This is a genomic window from Bradyrhizobium sp. LLZ17, from assembly GCF_041200145.1.
Lineage (GTDB): Bacteria > Pseudomonadota > Alphaproteobacteria > Rhizobiales > Xanthobacteraceae > Bradyrhizobium.
Window position 1 is genome coordinate 85,585 of record NZ_CP165734.1, and the last position, 25,116, is coordinate 110,700.

Genomic DNA, 25,116 nt, shown 5'->3' on the forward strand with positions numbered 1-25,116 from the left:
GCCCCGTGGAGCGGGTCTAGCATCCGAACGGGTCTTTGCTGACGGAACTACAACCCATATCGGAATCGTTGACCATTGCACGCGTGGCCGCCCAGTTGAGGAATTGCGAGGTGCTATCGACCTGGTCATCGTGCCTTCCGTAGGGAAAGGCCAGAAGCTCCAACAAATAGTCATCGAGCCAAGGAGCATCGGACGGCAGGTGCACTTGTCCAGCCTCGATCCGGGAGGATGGCGCCGCCATTCGATCGATTTTGCTGCCCTGCGGCTTGATGCCGGTCGGACGCGGCATTCCATCCAGCAGATCGTGTTGCAGGTCTTGCAGCATCGCCATGCCAGGACCCGCGTCCTCGATCAAAACCGCTTCTACCTGATGTCTTGCGGCCAGCGCCGCCGCGGCGCGGCGCAGGTCGGGATATTGCTGTCGCACGCGGTAGACATCGATGAGATAATAGTCTCTGCCTATCAATCGCCAGGTGGTGCAAACCGAAAAGTCATTTCCGCTTCCGGTCATCACGGCGGTATCCCAGCTCTGCACGACACGGTCGCCGCTGCGAGCGGGTGGCAGCTGATCGTACCGCCGAAACCAGTCCCGCTTGATGAGATTGCCTTCGAGCGGCACCGGCCGTTGCTGGTATTGTGCCGAGAATTGCAGGCTGCCGATTTCGGCCTTGATCAGCTCCAGCACCGGCTTGCTCTCGCGCTGCGGGTGCAAAAGGTCGCCGGCGCGGCGGTGAAAGACGCGATCCTTGCCGATGGCGATGATGCTATCTTCGACGGCGATGGCCGGCAGATCAAGGTGATGCCAGCCGCCGGTTTGCAACAGATGACCGGCGAGATCATCTTCATGCAGGCGCTGCATCACCGCGACGATGCGGCCGGTTTCCTTATGGTTCAATCGCGACACCAGGGTGCTGCCATACCAGTCGATGACGCGCTGGCGCGCGGGCTCCGACATCGCCTCCTCCGCCTTGAGCGGATCATCGATGATGATGAGGTCCGCACCCCGCCCGGTCAGGGTCCCGCCGACGGAGGTTGCATATCGGCTGCCGCCCGCCGTGGTCACGAGTTCGGTGCCGGTATCCTTGGCTGCGCACATGGCCGGAAACAGCTCCTGGTACCAGGCCGATTCGACCAGCATTCTGAACTGGCGATGCAGCTCGGCGGACAGCTCGCTGGCGTAGCTGACGACGATGATGCGGCGGGCGGGATCGTGACCGAGCAGCCAAGCCACGAACGCGACCGAAACGGAGAGCGATTTCAGCGACCGCGGCGGCTGGTTGACGAGAAGCCGACGGCAATCGCCGGCGTGGACGCGCATGAGCTGGAAGACGATGGCGTCGATGTGCCAGCCATGAAGATACTCGGTGCCCGGAAAGACGGTGGCGAACACCCTTTGGATGAAATAACGCAAATCGGTTCGGAGCAGCGCCGCCAGGCGCGGCATCATGTGTCGTCGTCCTCGTCGTCGCGCTGGAGCGGAGCCGCAGCGCGCGCCAGGATGTCCCGCTCATAGGCATCGAGGATGGCCTGATCGTCGGCCGACAAGCTCTCCGGGGTCTCCTCCGCCGCGCTACCGTTTGCTGTCGCGGCCAAGGCGAGCAATTTGTCCAGCGCTCTGACGTCTTTACCCAGTGCTTTCTCCATGAGACAAAGCAATGCCGCCCGTTGCGTTGTGACACGTCGTGGCTTGCCACCCTGATTCAGAGTGACCATGATCCGAAGGGTGTTTTTCAGGTCGGTAGCAAAATTCGAGTGGCCCTTCGGACGGCCGCGGGGGTTTCCGGATTGCCCCGGCTTGAAACGGCTGTGAAGCGGCGGTCTGCCATAGCCGGCGTTCTTAGGCGATTTTTTAGCCATGCGTTTGCTCCAGGGTCGCGGTGCCAGTTGACGCGAACGGCTCGCCGGATTCGGCGTGCACCGCCACCTTGCCGGTCAGATGTTGCCAGCGCCGGATCGTGACATCGACATAGCCCGGGTCGAGTTCGAGCAGCCGGGCCCGGCGCCGGGTCCGCTCTGCGGCGATCAGAGTCGTGCCGGCGCCGCCGAACGGGTCGAGCACGATGTCGTGCTCGTTGGTGCAATCGCGGATCGCATCGGCAATGAGCGCGACCGGTTTGACGGTCGGATGCAGCGCAAGCTTGGATTTCGGCGAACCGGTCCAGCTGTTTTGGTGGTCCCACACGTTGCATCTGTTCCGACCGTTGCGGCCGAGCTCGACGTTGTTGAGGTGGGGCGCACGGCCCTTCTTGAAAACGAAGACGAGCTCATGCTTGGAGCGGTAGAAGCTGCCCAAGCCGGCGCGCGGCTTGTTCCAAACGCACAAATTGAGCTGTTGATCGTAGATAGGGCGGGTTGCGTTGAGCAGTTGGCCCATGCCGCGCCAATCCATGCAAATGAAGTGCAGTGAGCCATCGACCGCGTGCTCGCAGGCCAACGCACAGAATGCGGCCAGGAACGCCTCGAACTCGGCCAAGGACATTTCTCCCGAGGCCATCGCGAAGTCAGGGTGCTTGGTCCTGCCCTTCCCAGACGCATTTCCATCGATCGCGACGTTGTAGGGCGGATCGGCGAACATCATGCGGGCGTGCTCGCCCTGCATCAGCCGAGCATAGCTCTCCGCCTGGCGCGCATCGGCGCAGATGAGACGATGCTGATCCAAAAGCCAGAGGTCGCCGGGCTTGCTGACCGCGGGGCCACGATCGCGTGGCGGCAGCGCGTCCTCCAGATCGTCTGCGTCCGACAACAAAAGGTCGATTTGTCCGATCGAAAATCCGGTCAGTTGCAGCTCGACTTTTGGCTCGAGGGCAAGCAGCTCGGTCAACTCGACGCGCAACCCCGGCATGTCCCAGGTGGCGTCCTCGCTCAAGCGGTTGAGCGCTAGTCGCAGCATCCGGAGCTGCACCTCGTTGAGATCGTGCAGGGTGACGACCGGCACCTCATCGAGCCCGAGCTGCCGGGCGGCTGCGACCAGCGCCCAGCCGGATACCACCCGGCGCTTGGCATCGACGACAATCGGAAGAACGAATCCGAACTCCTGCAGGCTGGCCGCGAGCTTCCCAATCTGGCCCTTGGCGTGTCGGCGCGTTTGCTGGCCCAGCGGCTTGAGCTCGTCAATCCGCACACGAACGGGGGTGAGGTCATGGCGCAGCGGATAGCCATTGGTTCGTACATCGCGATGCTGCATCGGTTCGCCTTGGCAAGAGCTAAGCGAGTCACGCTGCCAATTAAATTCGGCGAGGGTTAACGATTCAGCCCAGCGCGCCAACGCCGACCTTGCATCAGCGGTTATCCACAGGACGATTGTGGGAGCGCGATGGGCGGGAGCCGCAGCCGATCCGTTGCCCGCGCATTTCCTTGTTTGTCCGGCTGCTTGCGTTGCAAATTACCTGTTCGCGCGCGAAGATTTCCCTGTTCCGATTTGGCGCAGCGCAGGTGCAACCGTCGGGATCGCTTCGCGATTCCAAGGTCTTGCCCAGTTTGGGACCGCGCCGGCGAGCTGCGGCAGTCGCGCATTTCCCTGCACAATTCCCTGTTCGCAGGGATTTACCGTTCATCCGCAATGATCTTGCCGTCGTTCGGCAGGGCGCCGGGGCCGACCAGCTCGACATTGCCGCCGAGCTTCGTCACCGCGCGCAAGCTGGCGGCGATCTCCTCGCGCAACACGTCGCTCGATGCATTTGTTTCGGCCTTCAATGTCATCGCATCGGTCTCGGCCTGGCGCGTGACGACCAGGCGCAATCTCCCGAGCGCGGGATGGCGCTTGCCGATCTCGGCGACCTGCTCGGGACGGACGAACATGCCTTTCACCTTGGTGGTCTGGTCGGCGCGGCCCATCCAGCCCTTGATGCGCATGTTGGTGCGCCCGCAACGGCTCGGGCCCGGCAGCGCCGCGGTGAGGTCGCCGAGCGCAAGCCGGATCCAGGGATGATGTGGATCGAGCGAGGTCACCACGATCTCGCCGACGTCGCCGGCAACGACGGGATCGCCGGTGCCGGGCTTGACGATCTCCATGATCAAATCCTCGTTCACGACCATGCCGTCGCGCGCCGCAGTCTCGAAGGCGACGAGGCCGAGATCGGCGGTGCCGAAGGCCTGGTACGCGTCGATGCCGCGCGCCTTGATCTCGGCCTGGAGCGAGGGCGGGAAGGCGGCACCCGAGACCAGCGCGCGTTTGATCGAGGAGACGTCGCGGCCCGTACTTGCGGCGGCATCGAGCAATATCTTCAAGAAGTCCGGCGTGCCGCTATAGCCGACCGGCCGGTAGGCCTCGATCAGCTCGAACTGCTGCTCGGTATTGCCGGGCCCGGCCGGGATCACGGCGCAGCCGAGCGCGCGCGCCGAGGAATCGAAGATGAAGCCGCCGGGGGTGAGATGATAGCTGAAGGTGTTGAGCACGACGTCGCCCTCCCGGAAACCGGCCGCGAACAGCGCCCGCGCGCCGCGCCACGGATCGGGCTGCCGTCCTTCCGGCTCGAAAATCGGGCCGGGCGAGGTGAACAGGCGGGCGAACGACCGCGGCGTCGCCGCCACGAAGCCGCCGAAGGGTGGGGACGCCCTGTGCAGGGCCGGCAGTTCCGACTTGCGCAGCACCGGCAGACCCGCCAGCGTCGCCCTGGAGGTCACGGCGGCCGGATCGACGCCGCTGAGCCGCTCGGCATAAGCGGGCGCGGCCATCGCGCTGCGCAGCACGTCCGGCAGGCGGGAGAACAGCTCGGCCTCGCGCGCGGCGTGCTCGCGCGTCTCGAGAGCGTCGTAATGGGCGGTCATGGCTGATCTTCCCGGGTTGGCATCCGTTGCACGCCGCCGCTGGCATCGGTATCAGACGGCCATTGTCGGGGATTGAAGAGGACGTGATGGCGGAGGAACGAATGGTTGCGGCGGACGAAACGGCTGACGTGGTCGCGCGCCTGAAGCGCCGCATGATCGGCGAGGCGCTGCCGCTGTGGTCGACCGTCGGCTGGGACGCCGCCTCGGGAGGGTTCATCGACCGGCTGCACCGCGACGGCACGGCGGATCCGGCCGCGCCGCGCCGCGTGTTCGTGCAGGCCCGGCAGATCTATTGCTACGCCAAGGCCGCGCAGATGGGCTGGTACCCGGAGGGCCGCGCCATCGCGCTGAAGGGGCTCGAGCACCTGCTCGCCAAGGCAAAGGCTCCCGACGGCCAACCCGGCTATGTGCACCGGCTGACGCCGGAGGGCGCGGTGCTGGATTCGCGGCGGGACGCCTATGACCACGCCTTCATCCTGTTTGCGCTCGCAACGGTTTATTCGCTCGACAAGGACGCCCAGATTCGCGCCGAGATCGACGCGCTGCTCGCCTTTCTCGACGGCCATCTGCGTTCGCCGCATGGCGGTGTCCACGAAGGTCTGCCGGTCTCGCTGCCGCGCCGGCAGAACCCGCACATGCACCTGTTCGAGGCGATGATCGCGTGTTTCGACGCGACCCACGATCTGTCGTTCCAGAACCGGGCCGGCGAGTTCTTCGCGCTGTTCCTCGCCAATCTCTACGACAAGCAGACGCGCGCGCTCGGCGAATATTTCGAGGAGGACTGGTCGAAGATCGAGCCTGTTAGCGTCGAGGCCGGCCATCAGGCGGAATGGGTCTGGCTGCTGAAGGGGTTTGAACGCATCACGGGCTGCCCGACCGGACAGCGGCGCAGCGAACTGCTGGCAACCGCGCTGCGCTACCGCGACACGGCTACCGGCTGCCTGGTCGACGAGGGCGACGACACCGGCAACATCCGCCGTAGTACGCGCCGGCTGTGGCCGCAGACCGAGATCGCGAAGGCGTGGATTGCGCAGGCTGAATCCGGCGAGGCGGGCGCGGCGGAGGAAGCGCGCGCGGCGCTGGTGCGGCTGGAACGGCATTATCTCAGCCATCCCGTGCGGGGCGGCTGGTACGATCAGTTCGATCGCGACGGCAAATCGCTGATCGACACCATTCCTGCGTCGTCGTTCTATCATGTTCTCTGCGCAGTCGCGGAAGCGGAGCAGGTGTTGGAAGGTTAGAGCTCTTTTGTTTCGACGCGTTTTCTTCACGCGAACGGGTTCCCACTTCGCTTGAAAACGCTATAGCCAGCGCTTGCGGCGCTTGAAGCTCTTGAGGTTCTTGAAGCTCTTGCGTTGGTCGCCGGCGCCGCCGAGATAGAACTCCTTGACGTCCTCGTTGTCCCGGAGTTCGTCGGCGGTGCCGTCGAGCACGACCTTGCCCTGCTCCATGATGTAGCCGTGACTCGCGACCGACAGTGCTGCGCGCGCGTTCTGCTCGACCAGCAGGATGGTGACGCCGAGGTCGCGGTTGATCTTCTGGATGATCGAGAACACCTCTTTCACCAGCAACGGCGACAGGCCCATCGACGGCTCGTCCATCAAAATCATCTTCGGGCGCGCCATCAGCGCGCGGCCGATCGCGAGCATCTGCTGCTCGCCGCCGGAGAGATAGCCGGCAAGGCCGGTGCGCTCCTTCAGGCGCGGAAAATAGTTGAAGACCATATCGAGATCGGCATCGACCTCGCCGTCTCGGCGCGTAAAGGCGCCGAGCTTGAGGTTCTCCAGCGATGTCATGTCCGCGACGATGCGCCGGCCCTCCATCACCTGGAAGATGCCGCGGCGGACGATCTTGTCGGGGTCGATGCCGTTGATCCGCTCGCCTTCGAACAGGATTTCGCCACGCGTGACCTCGCCATCCTCCGTCTTGAGCAGCCCCGAGATCGCCTTCAGCGTCGTCGACTTGCCGGCGCCGTTGGCACCCAACAGCGCCACGATCGCGCCCTTGGGCACGTCGAGGCTGAGGCCGCGCAGCACCAGGATGACGTCGTCATAGACGACCTCGATGTTGCGCACGCCGAGCAGCGGCGGCGCGGGCACGATGCTGGGCGAGGAGCGCTCGATGTGGGCCGTTTCACTCATGGTCAGATACTCTCTCGATGTCGTCGCAGCTTCCTCCAGTCATTCCGGGGCGGTCCGCAGGACCGAACCCGGAATCTCGAGGTTCTCAGGTGCGCAATTGCGCACCATAGTTCGATGCCGCGCATCGCCCCGGAAGACGAGCTGGTTACGTGCTCACCACCCCAGCAAGTCCGGCTTGCGCGGCAGCTCGACGGTCTTGACCTTCTCGAGCTTGATCGCGCCCTTGGCCATGAGATCATTGAGGTCGCCGTCGGTCGCGCCTGATATCTTGGTGCGGTAGAGATCGACTTTCAGCGTGCCGCGGTGGTCCTTGTCGGTCCAGGTCGACGGGTTGCAGACGCCTTCCAGGCCGGCCGGCACCCAATCCTTCTTCTGGTAGAATCCCTTCACGACGTTGTCGCCGCTGGCGCCGCCGTTCTTGGCGGCCCAATCGAGCGCCTCCTTCATGTACATCGCCGAGCAGACCGCGGCGACGTAATGCACGGGGCGATAGACCTTGCCGGTGGGATCGGACATCTTCGAGATTTCCATCACCGTCTTCATGCCCGGCGCATCGCCGCCCCAGCTCACCGCGGTGCGCAAGGGGAAGATCACGCCGTTGGCGGCATCGCCCGCGGTCTTGGCGGCGTTCTCGTCCATGCCCCAGACATTCCCGAGGAACTGGATGTCCACACCGGCGGTCTTGCAGGCCTTCATCACCGAGATGTTGGAGGCCGCGGTGTTGCCGAGATAAGCGTAGTTGGCGCCTGATGACTTCAGGCTCAGGCACTGCGCGCTGTAGTCACCCGGCGCCAGCGCGAACACCAGCGGCGGCAGCACTTCGAAGCCAAGCTCCTGCGCCATGGCTTCGCCGGCGGCCTTCGGCGCGTTCGGATAGGGATGGTTGGCGCCCATATGCACGAATTTCGGCTTGCCGGGCTTGCCTTTCGCCTTCCAGTCCTCGGCCGCCCAAATCAACATGGCGCGCAGCGAATCCGAATAGCTCGGGCCGTAGAAGAAATTGTAGGGCGCGGGCTTGGCCTTGCCGCTGACGCCTTCGGGATCGGTCAGCGCCGCGGCGTAGGAGCCGGACATGTCGGGGATCTTGTCCTGGGCAAGGAAGCCGGTCAGCGCCTCGGTGTCCGCCGTGCCCCAGCCCATGATCGCCGCGACCTTGGAGTCCGGCGCCGACCATTTCTTGTACAGCGCGATCGCCTTCGGCACCTGGTAGCCGTAATCGTTGGTATCGACGCTGAGCTGCTTGCCGCCGATGCCGCCATTCTTGTTGACCCACGCAAAGGTGTCGGCGACGGCCTGGCCATAGGGCGTGCCGACGTCGGAGGTGCCGCCGGAGTAATCGGCGAGATGCCCGATCGCGATCTGCGCCTGCGCGCTCGCCGAGAACGCGGCGATCGCCAGCACAAGCGATGCGGTGCTCAAAAGAGATTTTGTCTTCATGGGTTGCCTCCTCCTGTTTGTTTGTTGGTTGGCGAGTTTGCCCGCGCTCAATGCGAGAACGGGTAGAGTTTCCAGTAGGCCTTGATCTGCCGCCAGCGATGCGCGAGGCCGTCAGGCTCGAACATCAAAAACGCGATGATGATCACCCCGATCGCGATCTCGCGCAGGAAGGTGATGTTGTTGTTGAGCGAGAGCGCCTTGTCGATCGCGCCACCCTTCAGTGAGAGGCTGATGAACTCCATCGCTTCCGGCAGCAGCACCACGAAGGCGGTGCCCATCAGCGTGCCCATGATCGAGCCGGTGCCCCCGATGATGATCATGGCGAGGAACAGGATCGAACGCTCGATGCCGAAGCCTTCCTGCGAGACCACGAGCTGGTAATGCGCGTAGAGCGCGCCCGCGATGCCGGCGAAGAAGGCGGCGAGGCCAAACGACAGCGTGCGGTATTTGGTGAGATTGATGCCCATGATCTCGGCGGAGAGATAGTGGTCGCGAATTGCCACCAGTGCGCGGCCGTCGCGGGTGCGCATCAGATTGGTGACAAGGACGTAGCTCGCGATCACATAGGCCAGCACGACATAGAAATATTGCCTGTCGCCGCGCAGCGCGTAACCGAAGATCGAGAACGGGTTGGCGCTCGCCGGCACCGAGCCGCCGGTGAACCACTCCGCGCGGGAGAAGAAGTCGAGCAGGATGTATTGCGCGGCGAGCGTCGCGATCACGAGGTAGAGCCCCTTCAATCGTGCTGCCGGGATGCCGAAGACGAGGCCGACCAGCGCGGTGACGGCGCCGGCGAGCGGGATCGCGAAGAACACCGGGATCGGCGCGTTGTTGGAGATGTAGGCCGAGGTGAAGGCGCCGAGCAGGAAGAAGGCGGCGTGCCCGATCGATATCTGGCCGGTGAATCCGACCAGGATGTTCAGCCCAAGCGCCGCGATCGAGAAGATGCCGATCTGGATCAGGATGCTGAGCCAGTAGCCGCCAAGGATTTGCGGTACGAGGCAAAGCAGAAGCACGCCGACGATCGCGAAGTTGCGGCTGGTCGTGGTGGGGAAGATCGTGGTGTCCGCGGCATACGATGTGCGGAAATCACCAGCAGGGATGAGGGCAGGGCCGGCCATGGATCAGATCCGCTCGATGTCGTGGGTGCCGAACAGGCCATACGGCTTGATCATCAGCACGATGATGAGGACGTAGAACGGCGCGATCTCATAGAGATTGCCCCAGTGCAGATATTCGCTGTCGACATATTGGGCGATGTTCTCGAGCAGTCCGATGATGATGCCGCCGAGCACGGCGCCGCCGACGGAATCGAGCCCGCCGAGGATCGCCGCCGGAAACACCTTGATGCCATAACTCGCAAGGCCCGACGACACCCCGTTCACCACGGCGACCACGACGCCGGCCACCGCCGACACCGTCGCCGAGATCGCCCAGGCCATCGCAAAGACGCTCTTCACGGAGATGCCGAGCGATTGCGCCACCTGCTGGTTGAATGCGGTGGCGCGCATCGCAAGGCCGTATTTCGAGGCGCGGAAGAACCAGGCCATGCCGATCATCATGGCGATCGAGACCACGAGGCTCATGACATAGACGGTCTGGATCTGGAGGCCGAACAGGCTCACCGACTGGCTCTCGAACACACGCGGGAACGGCTGCGGATTGACGCCGAACATCCATTTCAGCGTGGCCTGGAGCACGGTCGAGAGACCGATCGTCACCATGATCACGGAGATGATGGGTTCGCCGATCATCGGCCGCAGGATCAGCACCTGGATCGCGATGCCGAACACGAACATGAACACCAGCGTCAAGGGCATGCCGACCCAGAACGGCACCTGGTATTTCGCCAGCAACGTCCAGCACACCCAGGCGCCGACCAGCAACAGCTCGCCCTGCGCGAAGTTGACAACCTGCGTGGCCTTGTAGATCAGCACAAACGACATCGCGACCACGCCATAGAGCGTGCCGACCACGAGGCCGTTGACCAGGAGCTGGATGAGGAAGGCGGTGTTCATGTCGCTGTCCGCGCAAAATGCCAAGACGATGACGGTGCACCCTCTCCCCCTGTGGGAGAGGGTGGCTTCGCGGAGCGAAGCCGGGGGAGGGGTTCTCTCGGCAGTGTCGGTGCGGGGAGAGCACCCCTCACCCGAGTGAGGTTGTGGCTGATGGCGGAGATGCCCTCTCCCACAAGGGGAGAGGGCGCATTAGCTCGCACCGCGCTGATTGCCAGGGAAGCGCTCACTCCGCAGCCTCCGCCAGATGCCCGTGTCCGCCGAGGTCGACCACCCGTAATGTCGTACGCACGCGCTGGGTAGTGCCGTCCTGAAACCGGATCGTCGTGTCGACGGGGATATCGGAGTCGCCGCGGTAGATCGCGTTGATGATGCCTTCGTATTTCTCGTTGATGACGCTGCGGCGTACTTTTCGGGTGCGGGTGAGCTCGCCGTCGTCGGCGTCAAGCTCCTTGTAGAGTAGCAGGAAGCGCGAAATGCGCTGCGCCGGCGGCAGGGTGGCATTGACGGTTTCGACCTCGTTGCGGAGCAGGGCGTAAACCTCCGGCCGTGAGGCGAGGTCGCTGTAGGTCGTGAAGGAGAGCCGGTTCTTCTCCGCCCATTTCGAGATGATGGAATAGCGGATGCAGATCATCGCCGCGAGCGCGTCACGGCCGGCGCCGAGCACCACCGCTTCCGCGATATAGGGCGAAAATTTCAGCTTGTTCTCGATGAACTGCGGCGAGAAGCGCTCGCCGCGCGAGGTTTCGGCGAGGTCCTTGATGCGGTCGATGACGACGAGCTGGCGGTTCGCGTTGAAGTATCCCGCGTCGCCCGACAGCATCCAGCCGTCCCTGATGTCGGCGGCGCTTGCTTCCGGGCTCTTGTAGTAGCCCAGGAACATATTGGGATGCCGCACCACGATCTCGCCGACGCCATGGACGTCGGCATTGTCGATGCGGATCTCGATGTTGTCAGCCATCGGCACGCCAGTGGTATCAGGGTCGACCTTGCCCTCGGGATGCAGGGTGTAGGCGCCGAGCAGTTCCGTCTGGCCGTAGAGCGTGCGCAGCGGCACGCCCATCGCCTGGAAGAATTTGATGGTATCGGGCCCGAGCGCCGCGCCGCCCGTTGCGGCCGAGCGCAGGCGGGTGAAGCCGAGGCGGTCGCGCAGCGCACGGAACAGGATTGCATCGGCAAAGCCGGAGCGCTTGCCGTGGCCGAGAGCGGCGAGGCCCGTTTTCATGCCCACGTCGAACAGGCGTTGCTTGAACGGCGTCGCGTCCATCACCTTGGCGCGGACGTCGGCCGCGATCGATTCCAGACGCGTGGCGCAAACAGCACGAATGTCGGCGCGATCTCGCGCAGATCGTTCATCATCGTGTCGGGCTCTTCGACGAAGTTGATCTTCATCCGGCACAACAGGCCTTTGCCGAGCACATAGACCTGCTCCATGATCCAGGGCAGCGGCAGCACGGAGACATATTCGTCGTCCGGTCCCTTCGGGTCGAAGGCGAGATAGGTCGCGCAATGGCGGAGCACGCGGCCGGCGGCGAGCATCGCGAGCTTCGGATGCGAGGTGGTACCCGACGTGGTGCAGAGGATCGCAACGTCCTCGCCCCTGGTCGCGTCCACCAGCCGGTCGTAAAGCTTGGGTTCCCGTACAGCGCGCGCCCGGCCGAGCTCGGCAAACGTGTCCGCCGACATCAGCCGCGGATCCTCATATTTCCGCATGCCGCGCGGATCGGAATAGATGATGTGCTTCAATCTTGGCACGCGGTCGGCAAGCATAAGCAGCTTGTCGACTTGCTCCTCGTCCTCGGCAAAGACGAGCTGCGCTTCGCCGTAGTTGAGGAGATAGGCGGCTTCTTCGTCCAGCACATCGCGATAGAGCCCGAGGCTCAATCCGCCGATCGCGTGGGTGGCGATTTCCGCCGCGACCCAGTCCGGCCGGTTGTCGCCGATGATGCCGATGACATTTTCGCGCCCGAGGCCCAGTTCGACGAGGCCGAGTGCGAAGTCGCGCACCCGCGCCTGGTAGTCGTTCCAGGTGAAGGGGCGCCACAGCCCAAGATCCTTCTCGCGCAGCGCGATCTCGTTGCCGTGCTCCTTCGCATTCAGCCGGAGCATCTTGGGATAGGTGTCGGCCTGCGCGACGCGGCCCGCATAGTCCATCATGCCGCGCTCTCCTGCGCGGCCGGCGTATCGTCGGGATCGACCAGCACCTCGTCCTCTTCGCCGAGATAAGCGCGCCTGACGTGAGGATCGGCGAGCACCGCGGCCGGATCGCCCTCGGCGATCTTGCGGCCGAAATCCAGCACCATGACGCGGTGGGAGATGTCCATCACCACGCCCATGTCGTGCTCGATCATCACCACCGTCATCCCGAACTCCTCGTTGAGATCGACGATGTAGCGGGCCATGTCCTCCTTCTCCTCGAAGTTCATACCGGCCATCGGCTCGTCGAGGAGAATCAAGCGTGGTTCCAGCGCCATGGCGCGCGCGAGCTCGACGCGCTTGCGCAGGCCATAGGAGAGAGTGCCGGCTTGCGCTTTGCGCACCGACTGGAGGTCGAGGAAGTCGATGATCTCCTCGACCTTGCGGCGGTGCGCGAGCTCTTCCTTGCGTGCGCCGGTGAGCCAGTACAGCGAACCCGTGAGAAAATTGTTGTTCAGGAGGTGATGGCGGCCGACCATGATGTTGTCGAGCACGCTCATGTGGTGGAACAGCGCCAGATTCTGGAACGTGCGGCCGATGCCGAGCGAGGCGCGGGCGTTCGGCGTCAGGCCGGTGATGTCGCGGCCCTGGTAGAACAGCTGGCCCTCGGTCGGCTTGTAGCGGCCGGAAATACAGTTCACGATCGAGGTCTTGCCGGCTCCGTTGGGCCCGATGATCGAGAACAACTCGCCGTCCTTGATGGCGAAGCCGACATCGGTCAGCGCGCGGACGCCGCCGAACCGCAAGGACACGCCGCGCACTTCAAGACTGCTAGCCACCAAACAAATTCCTCCCCGGTGATGGCGCGTTCAGTGGCGCTCTTCGTCCGTTCCCGTCGGTCGATCCTAGTACGGCCGTGCCGGTGAGGCCATGCAGCAGATGGTCTCGACCGGACCGCGCGGCTCTCGTTCCCGTTTCGGATCGAAAGCCGCATCGCCCAACGTGGCTCTCAATAGGGGAAAGCGCTATTTTGAAATGTCTCCGGCCTGACAATTCTGCGACAAAGTTTTTTCGGGCGGCAGCGGCCTTGATCTTTCGTCCGATGGCGGCCGAAGCGATTGTGCTGCACTGCAATAGAACGACGGAGCGACGAAACGGTGCGGCTGGCTGCAGGATCATGATTTCAGAGGACCAACTGAAGCGGGTTGCCGCGTGGTCGCGCGAGCTCACCCAAGCGGAGATCGAGGTGGCCCGCGCCGGGATCAACGAGCGGTCCTACGGCACCGGCGAGACGGTGTTCATGCGCGGCGACACGTTCGACTATTGGGCCGGCATGGTGCGCGGACTTGCCCGCATGGGCGGGGTCTCGCGCGACGGCAAGGAGACCAGTCTCGCAGGATTAACGGCAGGTGCCTGGTTCGGCGAGGGCAGCGTGCTCAAGAACGAGCCGCGCCGCTACGACGTGGTCGCGCTACGCGACAGCCGCGTCGCCCTCATGGAGCGATCTGCCTTCATGTGGCTGTTCGAGAACAGCGTCGGCTTCAACCGCTTCCTGGTGCGCCAGCTCAACGAGCGGCTCGGCCAGTTCATCGGCATGCTCGAGGTCAACCGCACGCTCGATGCCACCGCGCGGCTTGCCCGCAGCATCGCCTCGCTGTTCAACCCGATCCTCTATCCGGAATCGACTGCGCATCTGGAGATCACCCAGGAGGAGATCGGCGCGCTGTCCGGCATGTCCAGGCAGAACGCCAACCGCGCGCTGAACCGGCTGGAGAAGGAGGGCCTGCTGCGGCTCGAGTATGGCGGGGTCACCATTCTCCACGTCGAGAAGCTTCGCGGGTACGGGGATTAGCGATTGCTTTCTCCGCCGTCATTGCGAGCGCAGCGAAGCAATCCAGAGTCTTTCCGCAGTGACAGTCTGGATTGCTTCGCTGCGCTCGCAATGACGGCGATTGTTGAAGCATCTCCCTCTCCTGCGGGGAGGCGGCCTGTTTACTTCGCCGCTCTCGGCTTCCGCCCCGCCAGCGCCGCCGCCATTGCCGAGATCAGCGGGCGCATGAAATAGGCTTCGTCCGCCGGCGAGATATCCGTACGCAATCCATGCGCTGCGAGCTCGCCCGACACCGCCGGCCCTACCGATGCGATCAGCGTGCGCTCGAACCCTGCGCGCAATTTCGCTTCGCTGCCATCCGCCTTCGCGGCTTCGATCAGGCGGCGGACCTGGCCGAGATTGGTCAGCGCGATGGAATCGATCCGACCCTCCGCCATGCTGTTGATGGCTGTGACGATGTTGGCATCGGCCGCCCTGGAATCGTAGACGTAAGGCAGCACGGCATCGACCACGGCGCCTTGCGCCGAGAGCGCGCCGGTCAGTGCGCTGTGGTCCTTGTCCGGATAGAGCTGCAACCCGAGGCGCCTACCTCTGAGGTCGAGTTTCCCCAGCATCTCGATCACGCCCTCGGTCGTCGGCTTTTCGGTGGTCTGCTGCGCCTCGAGGGAGATCTCGCGCAGCGCCTTGCCGGGTTTCGGCCCGCGGGTGAATTTTCGCGATCTGGCGAGAGCTGCGACAAGCGGCTGGTCGAGGCCGCGTGCGCGCGCGAGCTTCATGATCCGCCGCAGGCCTTCGCCGGTCATCAGCACGAGATCGTCAAAGGGCTTGTCGATGGCGCGGCGAATCCAGGCTTCGACAGGGGCGGGGTCCGGCGCGTCATGGATGGCGAACATCGGGCACTGCACGACCTCGGCGCCCCGTTCGGCTAGAAGTTTCGAAAACTGCGCCTCCTCACGCGTTTCCAGGATCAGGATGCGGTAGCCGTTCAAGCGGTCGGCCATTGGTGTGCTCCGGTCAGTCGATCGCAATCGTCCGTTCATCCTGACTCGGTCGCCGGGATTGGCGCAAGGGTCGCGTCGGTGCTAGAGCAGGGGCGCAAATCGCGGGTGTTCCGCGGTCTTTGCCCAAACCTTCATCAAGAGCTATTTTTCAACAGCCATGCCTGATCATCAGTATGTCCTGACCCTGTCCTGTCCGGATCGCCCCGGCATCGTCTCGGCGGTCTCGACGTTTCTCGCCCACAATGGACAGAACATTCTCGACGCCCAGCAGTTCGATGACGTCGAGACCAAGAAGTTCTTCATGCGCGTGGTGTTCACGGCTGCCGATCTCGCGGTGGAGCTTGCAGCGCTTCAGACCGGCTTTGCCGCGATCGCCGAGCGTTTCGGCATGGAATGGCAGATGCGCGACCGCGCCGCGCATCGCAAGGTGATGCTGCTGGTGTCGAAGTCCGACCACTGCCTGGTCGATATTCTCTATCGCTGGCGCACCGGCGAATTGCCCATGACCTTGGCTGCGATCGTCTCCAACCATCCGCGCGAGGTCTATGCCGGGCTCGATTTCGGTGGCATCCCGTTCCACTATCTGCCGGTGACCAGGGAGACCAAGCGCGAGCAGGAGGGGCGGATCGTGGATCTGGTCGCCGAGACCGGCACCGATCTCGTGGTGCTCGCCCGCTATATGCAAATCCTGTCCGACGACCTGTCGGCAAAATTGTCCGGCCGCTGCATCAACATCCACCACTCGTTCCTGCCGGGTTTCAAAGGCGCAAAACCCTATCACCAGGCCCACGAGCGCGGGGTCAAGCTGATCGGCGCCACCGCCCATTACGTCACCCGCGACCTCGACGAGGGCCCGATCATCGACCAGGACGTTGAGCGCATCAGCCATCGCGACACGCCGGAAGATCTCGTGCGCAAGGGCCGCGACATCGAGCGCCGCGTGCTCGCCCGCGCGATCCGCTACCATCTCGACGACCGCGTCATTCCCAATGGCCGCAAGACCGTGGTGTTCATGGATTAGCCACCGTCATTCCGGCGCGATGCGTCAGCATCGAGCTATGGTGCGCAATTGCGCACCTGAGAATCTCGAGATTCCGGGTTCGCCTCTTCGAGGCGCTCTGGAATGACGGCGTGTGGCTCAGTGCACCGCGTCGCCTGACGTGGAGCCCGTCGAGCCCTTCTGCACCTGCTCTTCCTTCTCGCGATCGGCGGCCGGCAGCAGCCGCTTGCGCTCGCGCTCTCTCATGTAGGCGTCGTATTGCGGTGTGCCTGGTCTCGGCGGAGCGTCCGCCGGCAAGCCGCCGGCCCATTGCGGGACGTAGTCGCCCATGCCGGCCGAGAGTTTTTCGTTGACGGTGCCGCAGCCGGACAGCCCCACGGCGAGCGCGGGGAGGATCAGGAGGGAACGGAGGGAACGGAGGGACTTCGGCATTATGTCGGCACGCGGGTTCGGTCTGGTTAGACGCCAGAGGTCAGGCTGGTGCCGGGACAGTAGCTTTCAACAAGGTAAAATAGACTTATTCGAGGTAGGTAATATGTTACCGAGCTATGGTCAATGCGGCTTTTGCGATGTCCAAATTCTGCAAAAGAAAGACGGAATCCTCCATCCCCGCCGCCCATCGCGCTTCTAGACTGCGGCACCGACTTTTCGGCAAAGCCTCGCGACAAGATGGCTTGATCGGCGAGGGCTTTTTCGTTGACAGGTCCATTTCATTTGTACAATCGTACAAATGAAATGGCGAGGGTCGAGGACGAGGGCGCGGGTCACCTCGACACAACCGCGACATGGCTTCTTGCCGTTGGAAATCGGGACGCTCGGCTTGCGCCGAATGGTCGCCAAACGTCCGATTGACAAGGACGGCACCAAGGACGCCATGTGGCGCGCGACATCACTCGCGCGTGAGCTAGAGTGGGGTCAAGGATCGGGCACTCGGTCCGGCACACAAGAGGACAGGAATGAAGGGGAGGGACGTCTGATGTTCGAACGCAAGCCGCTTTCAATGATCGCAGCCGTTGCGGTTGTCGCGGGCCTCGCGGCCGCCGCGCCCGCCGGGGCTGAGGATACCGTCAAGGTCGGTCTGATCCTGCCGATGACCGGCGGCCAGGCCTCGACCGGCAAGCAGATCGAGAACGCGATCAAGCTCTATATGCAGCAGAAGGGCGACACTGTCGCGGGCAAGAAGGTCGAGATCATCCTCAAGGACGACGCGGCGATTCCGGACAAGACCAAGACCGCCGCGCAGGAACTGATCGTCAACGACAAAGTCAATTTCATCGCCGGTTTCGGCGTCACGCCGGCCGCGCTCGCGGCTGCTCCGCTCGCAACCCAGGCCAAGATTCCGGAAGTCGTGATGGCTGCCGGCACCTCCATCATCACCGAGCGCTCGCCCTATATCGTGCGCACCAGCTTCACGCTGGCGCAGTCCTCGACCATCATCGGCGACTGGGCGGTGAAGAACGGCATCAAAAAGGTCGCGACGCTGACCTCGGACTACGCGCCAGGCAATGACGCGCTCAACTTCTTCAAGGAGCATTTCACCGCTGGCGGCGGCGAGGTGGTCGAAGAGGTCAAGACGCCGCTCGCCAATCCGGACTTCGCGCCGTTCCTCCAGCGCATGAAGGATGCCAAGCCCGATGCGATCTTCGTGTTCGTGCCGGCCGGCCAGGGCGGTAATTTCATGAAGCAATACGCCGAGCGCGGTCTCGACAAGGCCGGCATCAAGGTGATCGGACCGGGCGACGTCACCGACGACGATCTCCTCAACAACATGGGCGACGCCGTGCTCGGCACCGTGACCGCGCACATCTACTCGGCGGCGCATCCCTCGCAGATGAACAAGGACTTCGTCGCCGCCTACAAGAAGGCGTTCGGCACGCGTCCCGGCTTCATGGCGGTGAGCGGCTATGACGGCATCCACCTGATCTACGAGGCGCTCAAGAAGACCAATGGCGACACCGACGGCACCAAGCTGGTCGAAGCCATGAAGGGCCAGAAGTGGGAGAGCCCGCGCGGCCCGATCTCGATCGATCCGGAGACGCGCGACATCATCCAGAACGTCTACATCCGCAAGGTCGAGAAGGTCGACGGCGAACTCTACAACGTCGAGTTCCAGACCTTCGAGGCCGTCAAGGATCTCGGCAAGACCAAGAAATGACGCCGAACGTGCGTCATCCCGGGAGCCGTCTCTGCTCACCTCTCCCGCTTGCGGGAGAGGTCGGCGCAAAGCGCCGGGTGAGGGCTCTCTCCTCTGGGGGAGTCTTCGTTGTTGAGGCACCCTCTCCCCAGCCCTCCCCCGCAAGCGGGGGAGGGAGCGCAGCATGATCCCTGGCCACACCTGAGATGATTTTCGATCCTCGATGACATCAATCCTCACCAACCTGTTCGATGGCGTTGCGTACGGCATGCTGCTGTTCGTGCTGGCCTGCGGGCTCGCGGTGACGCTCGGGCTGATGAACTTCGTCAATCTCGCCCATGGCGCCTTCGCCATGGCCGGCGGCTATGTCTGCATGGTCTTGGTCAACCGGATGGGCTGGCCGTTTTTCGCCGCGCTGCCGCTCGCCTTCGTCTCGGCAGCACTGATCGGCATCGTGCTCGAACGGCTGCTCTACCGTCATCTCTATGCGCGCAGCCATCTCGACCAGGTTCTGTTCACGATCGGCTTGACCTTCATGTCCGTCGCAGCCGTCGACTACATCCAGGGATCGTCGCGGGTCTTCATCAATCTGCCGGCCGCGCTTCAGGGCCAGTTCGACCTGTTCGGCGTCGGTATCGGCCGCTATCGGCTGATGATCATCGTGATCTGCGGCCTCCTCACCATCGCGCTCCAGATGGTGCTGGCCAAGACCCGTTTCGGCAGTCGCCTGCGCGCCGCGGTCGATGATCCCCGTGCCGCTAGCGGCCTCGGCATCAACGTGCCGCAGGTGTTCGCCTTCACATTCGCGTTTGGATGTGGGCTCGCCGGTCTCGGCGGTGCGCTCAGCGCCGAGATCCTCGGGCTGGATCCGTACTTCCCGCTGAAGTTCATGATCTACTTCCTGATCGTGGTCACGGTCGGCGGCTCGTCCTCGATCACCGGACCGTTCCTCGCCTCACTGCTGCTCGGCATCGGCGACGTCGCCGGCAAATATTACGTGCCGAAAATGGGCCCCTTCGTGATCTACACCATGATGATCGTGATCCTGATCTGGCGCCCGAACGGCCTTTTCGGCCGCACGGCCGCGCGTTGAGTTCGCCGATGAGCGCTGCTTCCGATGTCGGTTCTCACGCCCAGCGCCAGGCACGCTGGCACTATGGCGAGGCCGCCTTCTGGCTCATCGTGCTGGCCTGCGGTTTCGCATTTCCCACGCGCTACCTGATCATGACCGACATCCTGCGGCTGGCGCTGTTTGCGATGTCGCTCGATCTCATCCTCGGTTATGCCGGCATCGTCTCGCTCGGCCATGCCGCGTTCTTCGGCGTCGGGGCGTATGCCGCGGGCCTTCTCGCCTTGCACGGCATCGTCAACGAGCCCGTGCTGGCGCTGATCGTCGCCGGGCTGGCCGCGATGGTGCTCGGTTTCGCCACGAGCTTTCTGGTGATCCGCGGCGTCGACCTGACGCGGCTGATGGTGACGCTCGGCATCGCACTGCTGCTGGAGGCGCTCGCCGAGCGCTTCTCGGGTATCACCGGCGGCACCGACGGCCTGCAAGGCATCGAGATGCAGCCGATCTTCGGCCAAATTCCGTTCGACATGTTCGGCAAGGCCGGCTTCTTCTATTCGCTCGCCGTGCTGTTTGTCCTGTTCCTGCTCGCCCGCCGCATCGTGCACTCGCCGTTCGGCCTGTCGTTGCGCGCGATCAAGAACAATCCGCTGCGCGCCGCCGCGATCGGCATTCCCGTCAACCGCCGCCTGATCGCGATCTACACCCTGGCGGCCTTTTACGCCGGCATCGCCGGAGCGCTGTTCACTCAGACTACGGCAATCGCGTCGCTCGACGTGTTTGCCTTCGAGCGCTCCGCGGACTTGATGCTCGTGCTCGTCATCGGCGGCACCGGCTATCTCTATGGCGGGCTGATCGGCGCGGTGTTGTTCCGCATGCTGCAGGAATTGTTCTCCACGATCACGCCGCAATATTGGCAGTTCTGGATCGGCCTCGTGCTGGTCGTGATCGTGCTGGTCGGCCGCCAGCGCCTGCACCGCTGGGCGCTGTACCTACCCAACCTGGTCATCAGGCAGGTCGCTGGCCGCAGGGCCGTCGTCGCCGTGCCGGAGAGCGACGCATGACCATCGCGCTCGAAACCCAGAATCTCGAAAAGCAGTTCGGTGGGCTGCGCGTCACCCGCGACCTGTCGCTGAAGATCGAGCAGGGCGCACGTCATGCGCTCATCGGCCCGAACGGCGCCGGCAAGACCACCGTCATCAACCAGCTCACCGGCGTGCTCAAGCCGAATAGTGGGCGCATCCTGCTCGAAGGCCAGGACATCACTGACCTTCCCGTGCACAAGCGCGTGCTGCGCGGCCTGTCGCGCACCTTCCAGATCAACCAGCTCTATCCCGACCTGACCCCGCTCGAGACCATCGGTCTCGCGGTTTCCGAACGTCTCGGCCATGGCGGCGACTGGTGGCGGCGGATGGGCACGCGCGGCGACGTCAACGGCGAGATCGCCGATCTCCTCACGCGTTTCCATCTGCTCGACGTCATGAACGAGCAGACGGTGACGCTGCCTTACGGCAAGCAGCGCCTGCTCGAGATCGCGGTCGCGATCGCGGCCAAGCCGCGCGTGCTGCTGCTGGACGAGCCCGCCGCCGGCGTGCCCGAGAGCGAGCGCCACGATATTCTCGCCGTCGTAGGCAGCCTGCCGCGTGACGTCACCGTGCTGCTGATCGAGCACGACATGGACCTCGTGTTCTCGTTCGCCGATCGCATCTCGGTGCTGGTCTCCGGCGCGCTGCTCACGGAGGGCCCACCCGAGCAGGTCGCGCGCGATCCGCAGGTCAAGGCCGTCTATCTCGGCGAGGAGGCGGTCAATGTCTGACCTGCTCGCGATCGACGCGCTCCGCGCCGGCTATGGCGAGGCGGTGGTGCTGCCCAACATGTCCCTGCGTCTCGCCGAGGGACAGGTGCTGGCGCTGTTGGGGCGCAACGGCACCGGCAAGACCACGCTGATCAACTCGATTGTTGGCGTCACACGCCGCTTCTCGGGCTCGGTCGTGCTCGCCGGCACTGACGTCACGAGTCTGCGGCCCGACCAGCGGGCGCGCGCTGGCATCGGCTGGGTGCCGCAGGAGCGCAACATCTTCCGCTCCCTCACCGTCGAGGAGAACATGACCGCGGTGGCGCAAGCTGGGCCCTGGACGGTGGAGAGGGTCTACGAGATGTTCCCGCGGCTGAAGGAGCGGCGCAGCAACTTCGGCAACCAGCTCTCGGGCGGCGAGCAGCAGATGCTGGCGATCGGACGCGCGCTGACCCTCAATCCGAAGGTCCTGCTGCTGGACGAGCCGACTGAGGGCCTTGCGCCCATCATCGTGGAGGAATTGTTGAAGGCGATCGGCACTATCACCCGGGCCGGCGGCATCTGCTCCATCATCGTCGAGCAGAATGCCCAAAAGATTCTGGGGCTGGCCGACCGTGTTGTGATATTGGAGCGCGGAACGATCGTCCACGACGCCCCGAGCGCCGCGCTGAAGGCCGACCCGTCGGTCCTCGAGCGCCACCTCGGCGTCTCAGGGGCGGCGGCCCACTAGAACTTCGGGAGAGACAAGAATGCAGCGAACCAAAGCCCCCTTCCGCGCCGACGAGGTCGGCAGCCTCCTGCGTCCGGCCAAGATCAAGGAAGCCCGCAGCCGGCTCGAGAAGGGCGATATCTCGGCCGACGATCTGCGCAAGATCGAGGACATGGAGATCGAGAAGGTCGTGCACAAGCAGGCCTCGCTCGGGTTGAAGCTCGCGACCGACGGCGAATTCCGTCGCTCCTGGTGGCATTTCGATTTCCTGGCGAAGCTCACCGGCTGTGAGCTGTTCCACCCCGAGACCGGCATCCAGTTCGCGGGCGTGCAGACCCGTCACGATGCGGTGCGTGTGATCGGCAAGCTCGACTTCCCCGACGATCATCCGATGCTGGATCACTTCCGTTTCCTGAAAAAATGCGCCGACCAGGCCCACGTCACCGCCAAGATGACGATCCCCTCGCCGGCGGTGCTGCACTTCCGCGGCGGCCGCAAGGCGATCTCCAAGGACGTCTATCCCGATCTCGACGCCTTCTACGAAGACCTCGGCAAGACCTACCGGAAAGCCGTTAAGGCGTTCTACGATGCCGGCTGCCGCTATCTCCAGTTCGACGATACCGTGTGGGCCTATCTCTGCTCGCAGGACGAACTTCAGAAGGCGCGTGAGCGCGGCGACAATCCGGAAGGCCTCCAGCAGATCTACGCGCGCATCATCAACTATGCGCTCGCCGAGAAGCCTGCGGACATGGTCGTGACCACGCATGTCTGTCGCGGCAATTTCCGTTCGACCTGGATCTCCTCCGGCGGTTACGAGCCCGTGGCCGAGACCATGCTCGCGGGCACCAATTACGACGGTTACTTCCTGGAATACGACAGCGACCGCGCCGGTGGCTTCGAGCCGCTGCGTTTCCTGCCCAAGGGCAACAAGGTCGTCGTGGTCGGCGTCATCACCTCCAAGTTCGGCGAGCTCGAGAGCAAGGACGCCATCAAGCGCCGTCTGGAAGAAGCCGCCAAGTTCGTCCCGCTGCAGCAGCTCGCGCTGTCCCCGCAATGCGGCTTTGCGTCGACCGAAGAGGGCAACATCCTCTCCGAGGAAGAGCAGTGGGCCAAGCTGAGCCTGGCCGTCGAGATCGCGAAGGAAGTGTGGGGCCAGTAGGTCCCCGCTAGCTCGCTGTCATTCCCCGCGCAGGCGGGGAATCCAGTACGCCGCAGCTTCTCCGTACCTCTCGCCCTCTCTGGAATACTGGATCGCCCGGTCAAAGCCGGGCGATGACAGTTGAGTGTGTGGCGCGTCGAGCGACGCTTCTCATACGCAGCGCCCAAGCGCCCCCTCACTTCTCCGCCAGGTAAACCTCGCCCAGCAGCGACGAGTTCGACCACGGCACCTGCTTGTTCTTCGTCGTCGAGACCACTTCCGCTCGCACGCGCGTCAGCATCTGCTGCACTTCCAGGCCCGGCGTGCCGAGGTGGCGGGACAGCGCTGCGGAAAACGGGGAGTTGGCGCCTTCGCCGTCGAGCGCGACCTGGCCAGGCGCTGTGGCGAAGGCGATCAGCGTGCCGGCGCCCAGTGTCGCGCCGGAGCCCAGGCTCGAGGGCGCGGCGAGGCCTGATACGCCTTCGATGCCGCGACTGCTACTGGCAGCTGTGACCCGTTGTGCCATCGGATTGTTGCGGCAGGCGTCGAAGATCAGGATGTTGGTGCGGACCTGATCGTCGAGCCCCGCCATGATCGTGTCCATGTCGATCATCGACTCGGTCATGCCGGTGCCCGGCTTGAACTCGACGTCGACGGGGATGAGATAGTTGCGGCCGTCGACCTGAACACCGTGCCCGGCATAATACACCACGACGACCTGCGCTCGCGCCGCGCCAAGCAGGAAGTCGCGCGTCATCTTCTGCATCGTCGCGCGGTCGAGATCGACTCCCTCCGACACGGTGAAGCCGATGTCGCGCAAGCTCCTGGCAACGGCGCGCGCATCGTTCGGCGGATTGGGCAGCGCCTTGACATGCGCATAGGCCCCATTGCCGATCACCAGCGCCATGCGCGTCCCACGCGCAGTCGGAGCGGGCGAGGGCGCTGGTGCCGCGCCGGTCTGCTGCGGCGCTGATGCGGCCGTCTGCTGTGTCGGTGGTGAGGGAGCGTCACGCGGAATCGGCGTGCTCGCATCGGTCAGCAGCGACAGGCGCACCTTTGCGGTCGCCTGGTTGGACTTGCTGCCGGCATCCGAAGCCACGATCGCCAGTGCGGCCTTGTAGTCATCTCTCGCCCGCGCGTAGTCGCCTTTCGCCTCATAGGCCAGCGCGCGTTGGGTGTAGCCCGAGATCAGCACGCTGTTCGGCGGTGTCATGATATTGACCGGCGGCTTTTCCTTGGCAAGCCGGATCGCCTCGCCGCCGTCGGCAATGGCGCGATCGAGATCGCCCCTGGCGCGCCAGATCGCGGTGCGGTTGATCAGCGGTTGCGGCAGCGTCGGGTCGAGCCGGATCGCCTGGTTGATGTCGGCGAGCGCGCCGTCGAGATCGCCCAGCGCCTCCTTCGAGATGCCGCGGTTCTGGAACGAGAACGCCGATTTCGGATCCGCCTTGATCGACGTATCGTAATCGGCGATCGCCCTGGCATAGTCGCCCTTGCCGCGCCAGGCATTGCCGCGGTTGTGGAAGATGGTGCCGCTGGGCGGGCCGAGCTTCAGCGCATCGTCGAAATCGGCGATCGCAATGTCGTAGTCGCCCTTATCGTAATAGGCCGATCCCCTGAGATTGTAGACCGCCTGGCCCGGCTGGAGCCGGATCGCCTCGGTGGCATCAGCGATGACCTTTGCGTAATCGCCCTTCTTGTTCCAGCCGACTGCGCGCCAGAAATAGACCGTCGCAAGCTGCTCGCCCTTGAACACCTTCAGCGCGATGATCTTGGTGCAGGCGTCGACCATCTGGTCCGCAGCCGCCGTATCGCTGGTGCAGAGCGGCCCGAGCTGGTTGCGTGCCTGTGCCAGGGCCGGCGCGGTCGACAGGGTTGCGACGAGGAGCGAGAGCGCGACGAGCAGGCGGCGCATGGCAGGGGTCCGTGAGAGGGAGGAGCTCTTG

The 25,116-nt window shown here is 64.1% G+C and carries 21 protein-coding genes and 1 pseudogene; 9 read left to right on the top strand and 13 right to left on the bottom strand.

From position 1 onward, the window contains the following. Positions 1-16: 16 nt before the first annotated feature. The 4 genes from terL to AB8Z38_RS00410 all read right to left on the bottom strand — a co-directional run bounded on the left by terL (position 17) and on the right by AB8Z38_RS00410 (position 4,767). Positions 17-1,447 carry a phage terminase large subunit gene (terL, locus tag AB8Z38_RS00395; RefSeq protein ID WP_369722551.1) on the bottom strand — a complete coding sequence of 477 codons (1,431 nt, stop codon included), beginning with the start codon at positions 1,445-1,447 and terminating at the stop codon, positions 17-19. Further along, the gene (locus AB8Z38_RS00400) at positions 1,444-1,857 is read right to left on the bottom strand and encodes a DUF5681 domain-containing protein (protein ID WP_369722552.1); all 414 of its coding nucleotides are present in this window, start codon (positions 1,855-1,857) and stop codon (positions 1,444-1,446) included. The genes terL and AB8Z38_RS00400 overlap by 4 nt, the downstream gene beginning before the upstream one ends. Then, the gene (locus tag AB8Z38_RS00405; RefSeq protein WP_369722553.1) at positions 1,850-3,265 is read right to left on the bottom strand and encodes a site-specific DNA-methyltransferase; all 1,416 of its coding nucleotides are present in this window, start codon (positions 3,263-3,265) and stop codon (positions 1,850-1,852) included. The genes AB8Z38_RS00400 and AB8Z38_RS00405 overlap by 8 nt, the downstream gene beginning before the upstream one ends. A gap of 278 nt (positions 3,266-3,543) precedes the next feature. Next, positions 3,544-4,767 (bottom strand): phenylacetate--CoA ligase family protein, encoded by a 1,224-nt coding sequence (locus tag AB8Z38_RS00410; RefSeq protein WP_369722554.1) that lies wholly within the window; start codon positions 4,765-4,767, stop codon positions 3,544-3,546. An 86-nt stretch (positions 4,768-4,853) separates the two neighbouring features. Between AB8Z38_RS00410 and AB8Z38_RS00415 the strand changes: the two genes are divergently transcribed. After that, entirely contained in the window at positions 4,854-6,008 is a 1,155-nt protein-coding gene (locus AB8Z38_RS00415) for an AGE family epimerase/isomerase (protein WP_369722556.1), read from the top strand. A 60-nt stretch (positions 6,009-6,068) separates the two neighbouring features. Here AB8Z38_RS00415 and AB8Z38_RS00420 read toward each other — a convergent pair whose 3' ends face one another. The 6 genes and pseudogenes from AB8Z38_RS00420 to AB8Z38_RS00445 all read right to left on the bottom strand — a co-directional run bounded on the left by AB8Z38_RS00420 (position 6,069) and on the right by AB8Z38_RS00445 (position 13,335). Beyond that, positions 6,069-6,908: an ABC transporter ATP-binding protein gene (locus AB8Z38_RS00420; RefSeq protein ID WP_369722557.1), complete on the bottom strand. Its 840-nt coding sequence runs from the start codon at positions 6,906-6,908 to the stop codon at positions 6,069-6,071. Positions 6,909-7,061: 153 nt separating this feature from the next. Next, complete coding sequence (locus AB8Z38_RS00425; protein WP_369722558.1) at positions 7,062-8,345, bottom strand: ABC transporter substrate-binding protein; 1,284 nt, start codon at positions 8,343-8,345, stop codon at positions 7,062-7,064. A 47-nt stretch (positions 8,346-8,392) separates the two neighbouring features. Beyond that, complete coding sequence (locus tag AB8Z38_RS00430; protein ID WP_369722559.1) at positions 8,393-9,466, bottom strand: branched-chain amino acid ABC transporter permease; 1,074 nt, start codon at positions 9,464-9,466, stop codon at positions 8,393-8,395. A 3-nt stretch (positions 9,467-9,469) separates the two neighbouring features. After that, positions 9,470-10,363, bottom strand: coding sequence for a branched-chain amino acid ABC transporter permease (locus AB8Z38_RS00435; protein WP_369722560.1), 894 nt, complete (start codon positions 10,361-10,363; stop codon positions 9,470-9,472). Positions 10,364-10,586: 223 nt separating this feature from the next. Further along, positions 10,587-12,517, bottom strand: a pseudogene (locus AB8Z38_RS00440) (long-chain fatty acid--CoA ligase). Further along, positions 12,514-13,335 carry an ABC transporter ATP-binding protein gene (locus AB8Z38_RS00445; protein ID WP_369722561.1) on the bottom strand — a complete coding sequence of 274 codons (822 nt, stop codon included), beginning with the start codon at positions 13,333-13,335 and terminating at the stop codon, positions 12,514-12,516. Before AB8Z38_RS00445 ends, AB8Z38_RS00440 begins: the two are co-directional and overlap by 4 nt. 338 nt (positions 13,336-13,673) lie before the next feature. On the opposite strand from AB8Z38_RS00445, the gene AB8Z38_RS00450 reads away from it, so the two are divergent. Next, positions 13,674-14,348: a Crp/Fnr family transcriptional regulator gene (locus AB8Z38_RS00450; RefSeq protein WP_369722562.1), complete on the top strand. Its 675-nt coding sequence runs from the start codon at positions 13,674-13,676 to the stop codon at positions 14,346-14,348. A gap of 140 nt (positions 14,349-14,488) precedes the next feature. Here the strand turns inward: AB8Z38_RS00450 and AB8Z38_RS00455 are convergent, their stop codons facing one another. Continuing rightward, entirely contained in the window at positions 14,489-15,328 is an 840-nt protein-coding gene (locus tag AB8Z38_RS00455) for a uroporphyrinogen-III synthase (RefSeq protein WP_369722563.1), read from the bottom strand. A gap of 157 nt (positions 15,329-15,485) precedes the next feature. Here AB8Z38_RS00455 and purU point away from each other — a divergent pair, with 157 nt between their 5' ends. Next, positions 15,486-16,349: a formyltetrahydrofolate deformylase gene (purU, locus tag AB8Z38_RS00460; protein WP_369722564.1), complete on the top strand. Its 864-nt coding sequence runs from the start codon at positions 15,486-15,488 to the stop codon at positions 16,347-16,349. Positions 16,350-16,466: 117 nt separating this feature from the next. Here the strand turns inward: purU and AB8Z38_RS00465 are convergent, their stop codons facing one another. Further along, complete coding sequence (locus tag AB8Z38_RS00465; protein ID WP_369722565.1) at positions 16,467-16,760, bottom strand: hypothetical protein; 294 nt, start codon at positions 16,758-16,760, stop codon at positions 16,467-16,469. A 544-nt stretch (positions 16,761-17,304) separates the two neighbouring features. Here AB8Z38_RS00465 and AB8Z38_RS00470 point away from each other — a divergent pair. The 6 genes from AB8Z38_RS00470 (at position 17,305) to AB8Z38_RS00495 (ending at position 23,191) form a co-directional block, all read left to right on the top strand. Beyond that, complete coding sequence (locus AB8Z38_RS00470) at positions 17,305-18,483, top strand: ABC transporter substrate-binding protein (protein WP_369722567.1); 1,179 nt, start codon at positions 17,305-17,307, stop codon at positions 18,481-18,483. 202 nt (positions 18,484-18,685) lie between these two features. Next, positions 18,686-19,555, top strand: a complete 870-nt coding sequence (locus tag AB8Z38_RS00475; RefSeq protein ID WP_369722568.1) for a branched-chain amino acid ABC transporter permease — start codon at positions 18,686-18,688, stop codon at positions 19,553-19,555. A gap of 8 nt (positions 19,556-19,563) precedes the next feature. Continuing rightward, a complete protein-coding gene (locus AB8Z38_RS00480) occupies positions 19,564-20,592 on the top strand; it encodes a branched-chain amino acid ABC transporter permease (protein ID WP_369722569.1) in 1,029 nt (342 codons plus the stop codon). Further along, positions 20,589-21,344 (top strand): ABC transporter ATP-binding protein, encoded by a 756-nt coding sequence (locus AB8Z38_RS00485; protein ID WP_369722570.1) that lies wholly within the window; start codon positions 20,589-20,591, stop codon positions 21,342-21,344. Before AB8Z38_RS00480 ends, AB8Z38_RS00485 begins: the two co-directional genes overlap by 4 nt. Continuing rightward, positions 21,337-22,053 carry an ABC transporter ATP-binding protein gene (locus AB8Z38_RS00490; RefSeq protein WP_369722572.1) on the top strand — a complete coding sequence of 239 codons (717 nt, stop codon included), beginning with the start codon at positions 21,337-21,339 and terminating at the stop codon, positions 22,051-22,053. Before AB8Z38_RS00485 ends, AB8Z38_RS00490 begins: the two co-directional genes overlap by 8 nt. Positions 22,054-22,072: 19 nt before the next feature. Beyond that, positions 22,073-23,191, top strand: a complete 1,119-nt coding sequence (locus AB8Z38_RS00495) for a cobalamin-independent methionine synthase II family protein (protein ID WP_369722573.1) — start codon at positions 22,073-22,075, stop codon at positions 23,189-23,191. Between the two features lie 175 nt (positions 23,192-23,366). On the opposite strand, the gene AB8Z38_RS00500 is transcribed toward AB8Z38_RS00495, so the two are convergent. After that, the gene (locus tag AB8Z38_RS00500) at positions 23,367-25,085 is read right to left on the bottom strand and encodes a caspase family protein (RefSeq protein WP_369722574.1); all 1,719 of its coding nucleotides are present in this window, start codon (positions 25,083-25,085) and stop codon (positions 23,367-23,369) included. Between the last annotated feature and the right edge of the window lie 31 nt (positions 25,086-25,116).

Coding starts and splice junctions, on each gene's coding strand:
- terL (WP_369722551.1), bottom strand. CDS start 1,447: ATGATGCCGCGCCTGGCGGCGCTGCTCCGAACCGATTTGCGTTATTTC.
- AB8Z38_RS00400 (WP_369722552.1), bottom strand. CDS start 1,857: ATGGCTAAAAAATCGCCTAAGAACGCCGGCTATGGCAGACCGCCGCTT.
- AB8Z38_RS00410 (WP_369722554.1), bottom strand. CDS start 4,767: ATGACCGCCCATTACGACGCTCTCGAGACGCGCGAGCACGCCGCGCGC.
- AB8Z38_RS00415 (WP_369722556.1), top strand. CDS start 4,854: ATGGCGGAGGAACGAATGGTTGCGGCGGACGAAACGGCTGACGTGGTC.
- AB8Z38_RS00420 (WP_369722557.1), bottom strand. CDS start 6,908: ATGAGTGAAACGGCCCACATCGAGCGCTCCTCGCCCAGCATCGTGCCC.
- AB8Z38_RS00425 (WP_369722558.1), bottom strand. CDS start 8,345: ATGAAGACAAAATCTCTTTTGAGCACCGCATCGCTTGTGCTGGCGATC.
- AB8Z38_RS00430 (WP_369722559.1), bottom strand. CDS start 9,466: ATGGCCGGCCCTGCCCTCATCCCTGCTGGTGATTTCCGCACATCGTAT.
- AB8Z38_RS00435 (WP_369722560.1), bottom strand. CDS start 10,363: ATGAACACCGCCTTCCTCATCCAGCTCCTGGTCAACGGCCTCGTGGTC.
- AB8Z38_RS00450 (WP_369722562.1), top strand. CDS start 13,674: ATGATTTCAGAGGACCAACTGAAGCGGGTTGCCGCGTGGTCGCGCGAG.
- AB8Z38_RS00455 (WP_369722563.1), bottom strand. CDS start 15,328: ATGGCCGACCGCTTGAACGGCTACCGCATCCTGATCCTGGAAACGCGT.
- purU (WP_369722564.1), top strand. CDS start 15,486: ATGCCTGATCATCAGTATGTCCTGACCCTGTCCTGTCCGGATCGCCCC.
- AB8Z38_RS00465 (WP_369722565.1), bottom strand. CDS start 16,760: ATGCCGAAGTCCCTCCGTTCCCTCCGTTCCCTCCTGATCCTCCCCGCG.
- AB8Z38_RS00470 (WP_369722567.1), top strand. CDS start 17,305: ATGTTCGAACGCAAGCCGCTTTCAATGATCGCAGCCGTTGCGGTTGTC.
- AB8Z38_RS00475 (WP_369722568.1), top strand. CDS start 18,686: ATGACATCAATCCTCACCAACCTGTTCGATGGCGTTGCGTACGGCATG.
- AB8Z38_RS00480 (WP_369722569.1), top strand. CDS start 19,564: ATGAGCGCTGCTTCCGATGTCGGTTCTCACGCCCAGCGCCAGGCACGC.
- AB8Z38_RS00485 (WP_369722570.1), top strand. CDS start 20,589: ATGACCATCGCGCTCGAAACCCAGAATCTCGAAAAGCAGTTCGGTGGG.
- AB8Z38_RS00490 (WP_369722572.1), top strand. CDS start 21,337: ATGTCTGACCTGCTCGCGATCGACGCGCTCCGCGCCGGCTATGGCGAG.
- AB8Z38_RS00495 (WP_369722573.1), top strand. CDS start 22,073: ATGCAGCGAACCAAAGCCCCCTTCCGCGCCGACGAGGTCGGCAGCCTC.
- AB8Z38_RS00500 (WP_369722574.1), bottom strand. CDS start 25,085: ATGCGCCGCCTGCTCGTCGCGCTCTCGCTCCTCGTCGCAACCCTGTCG.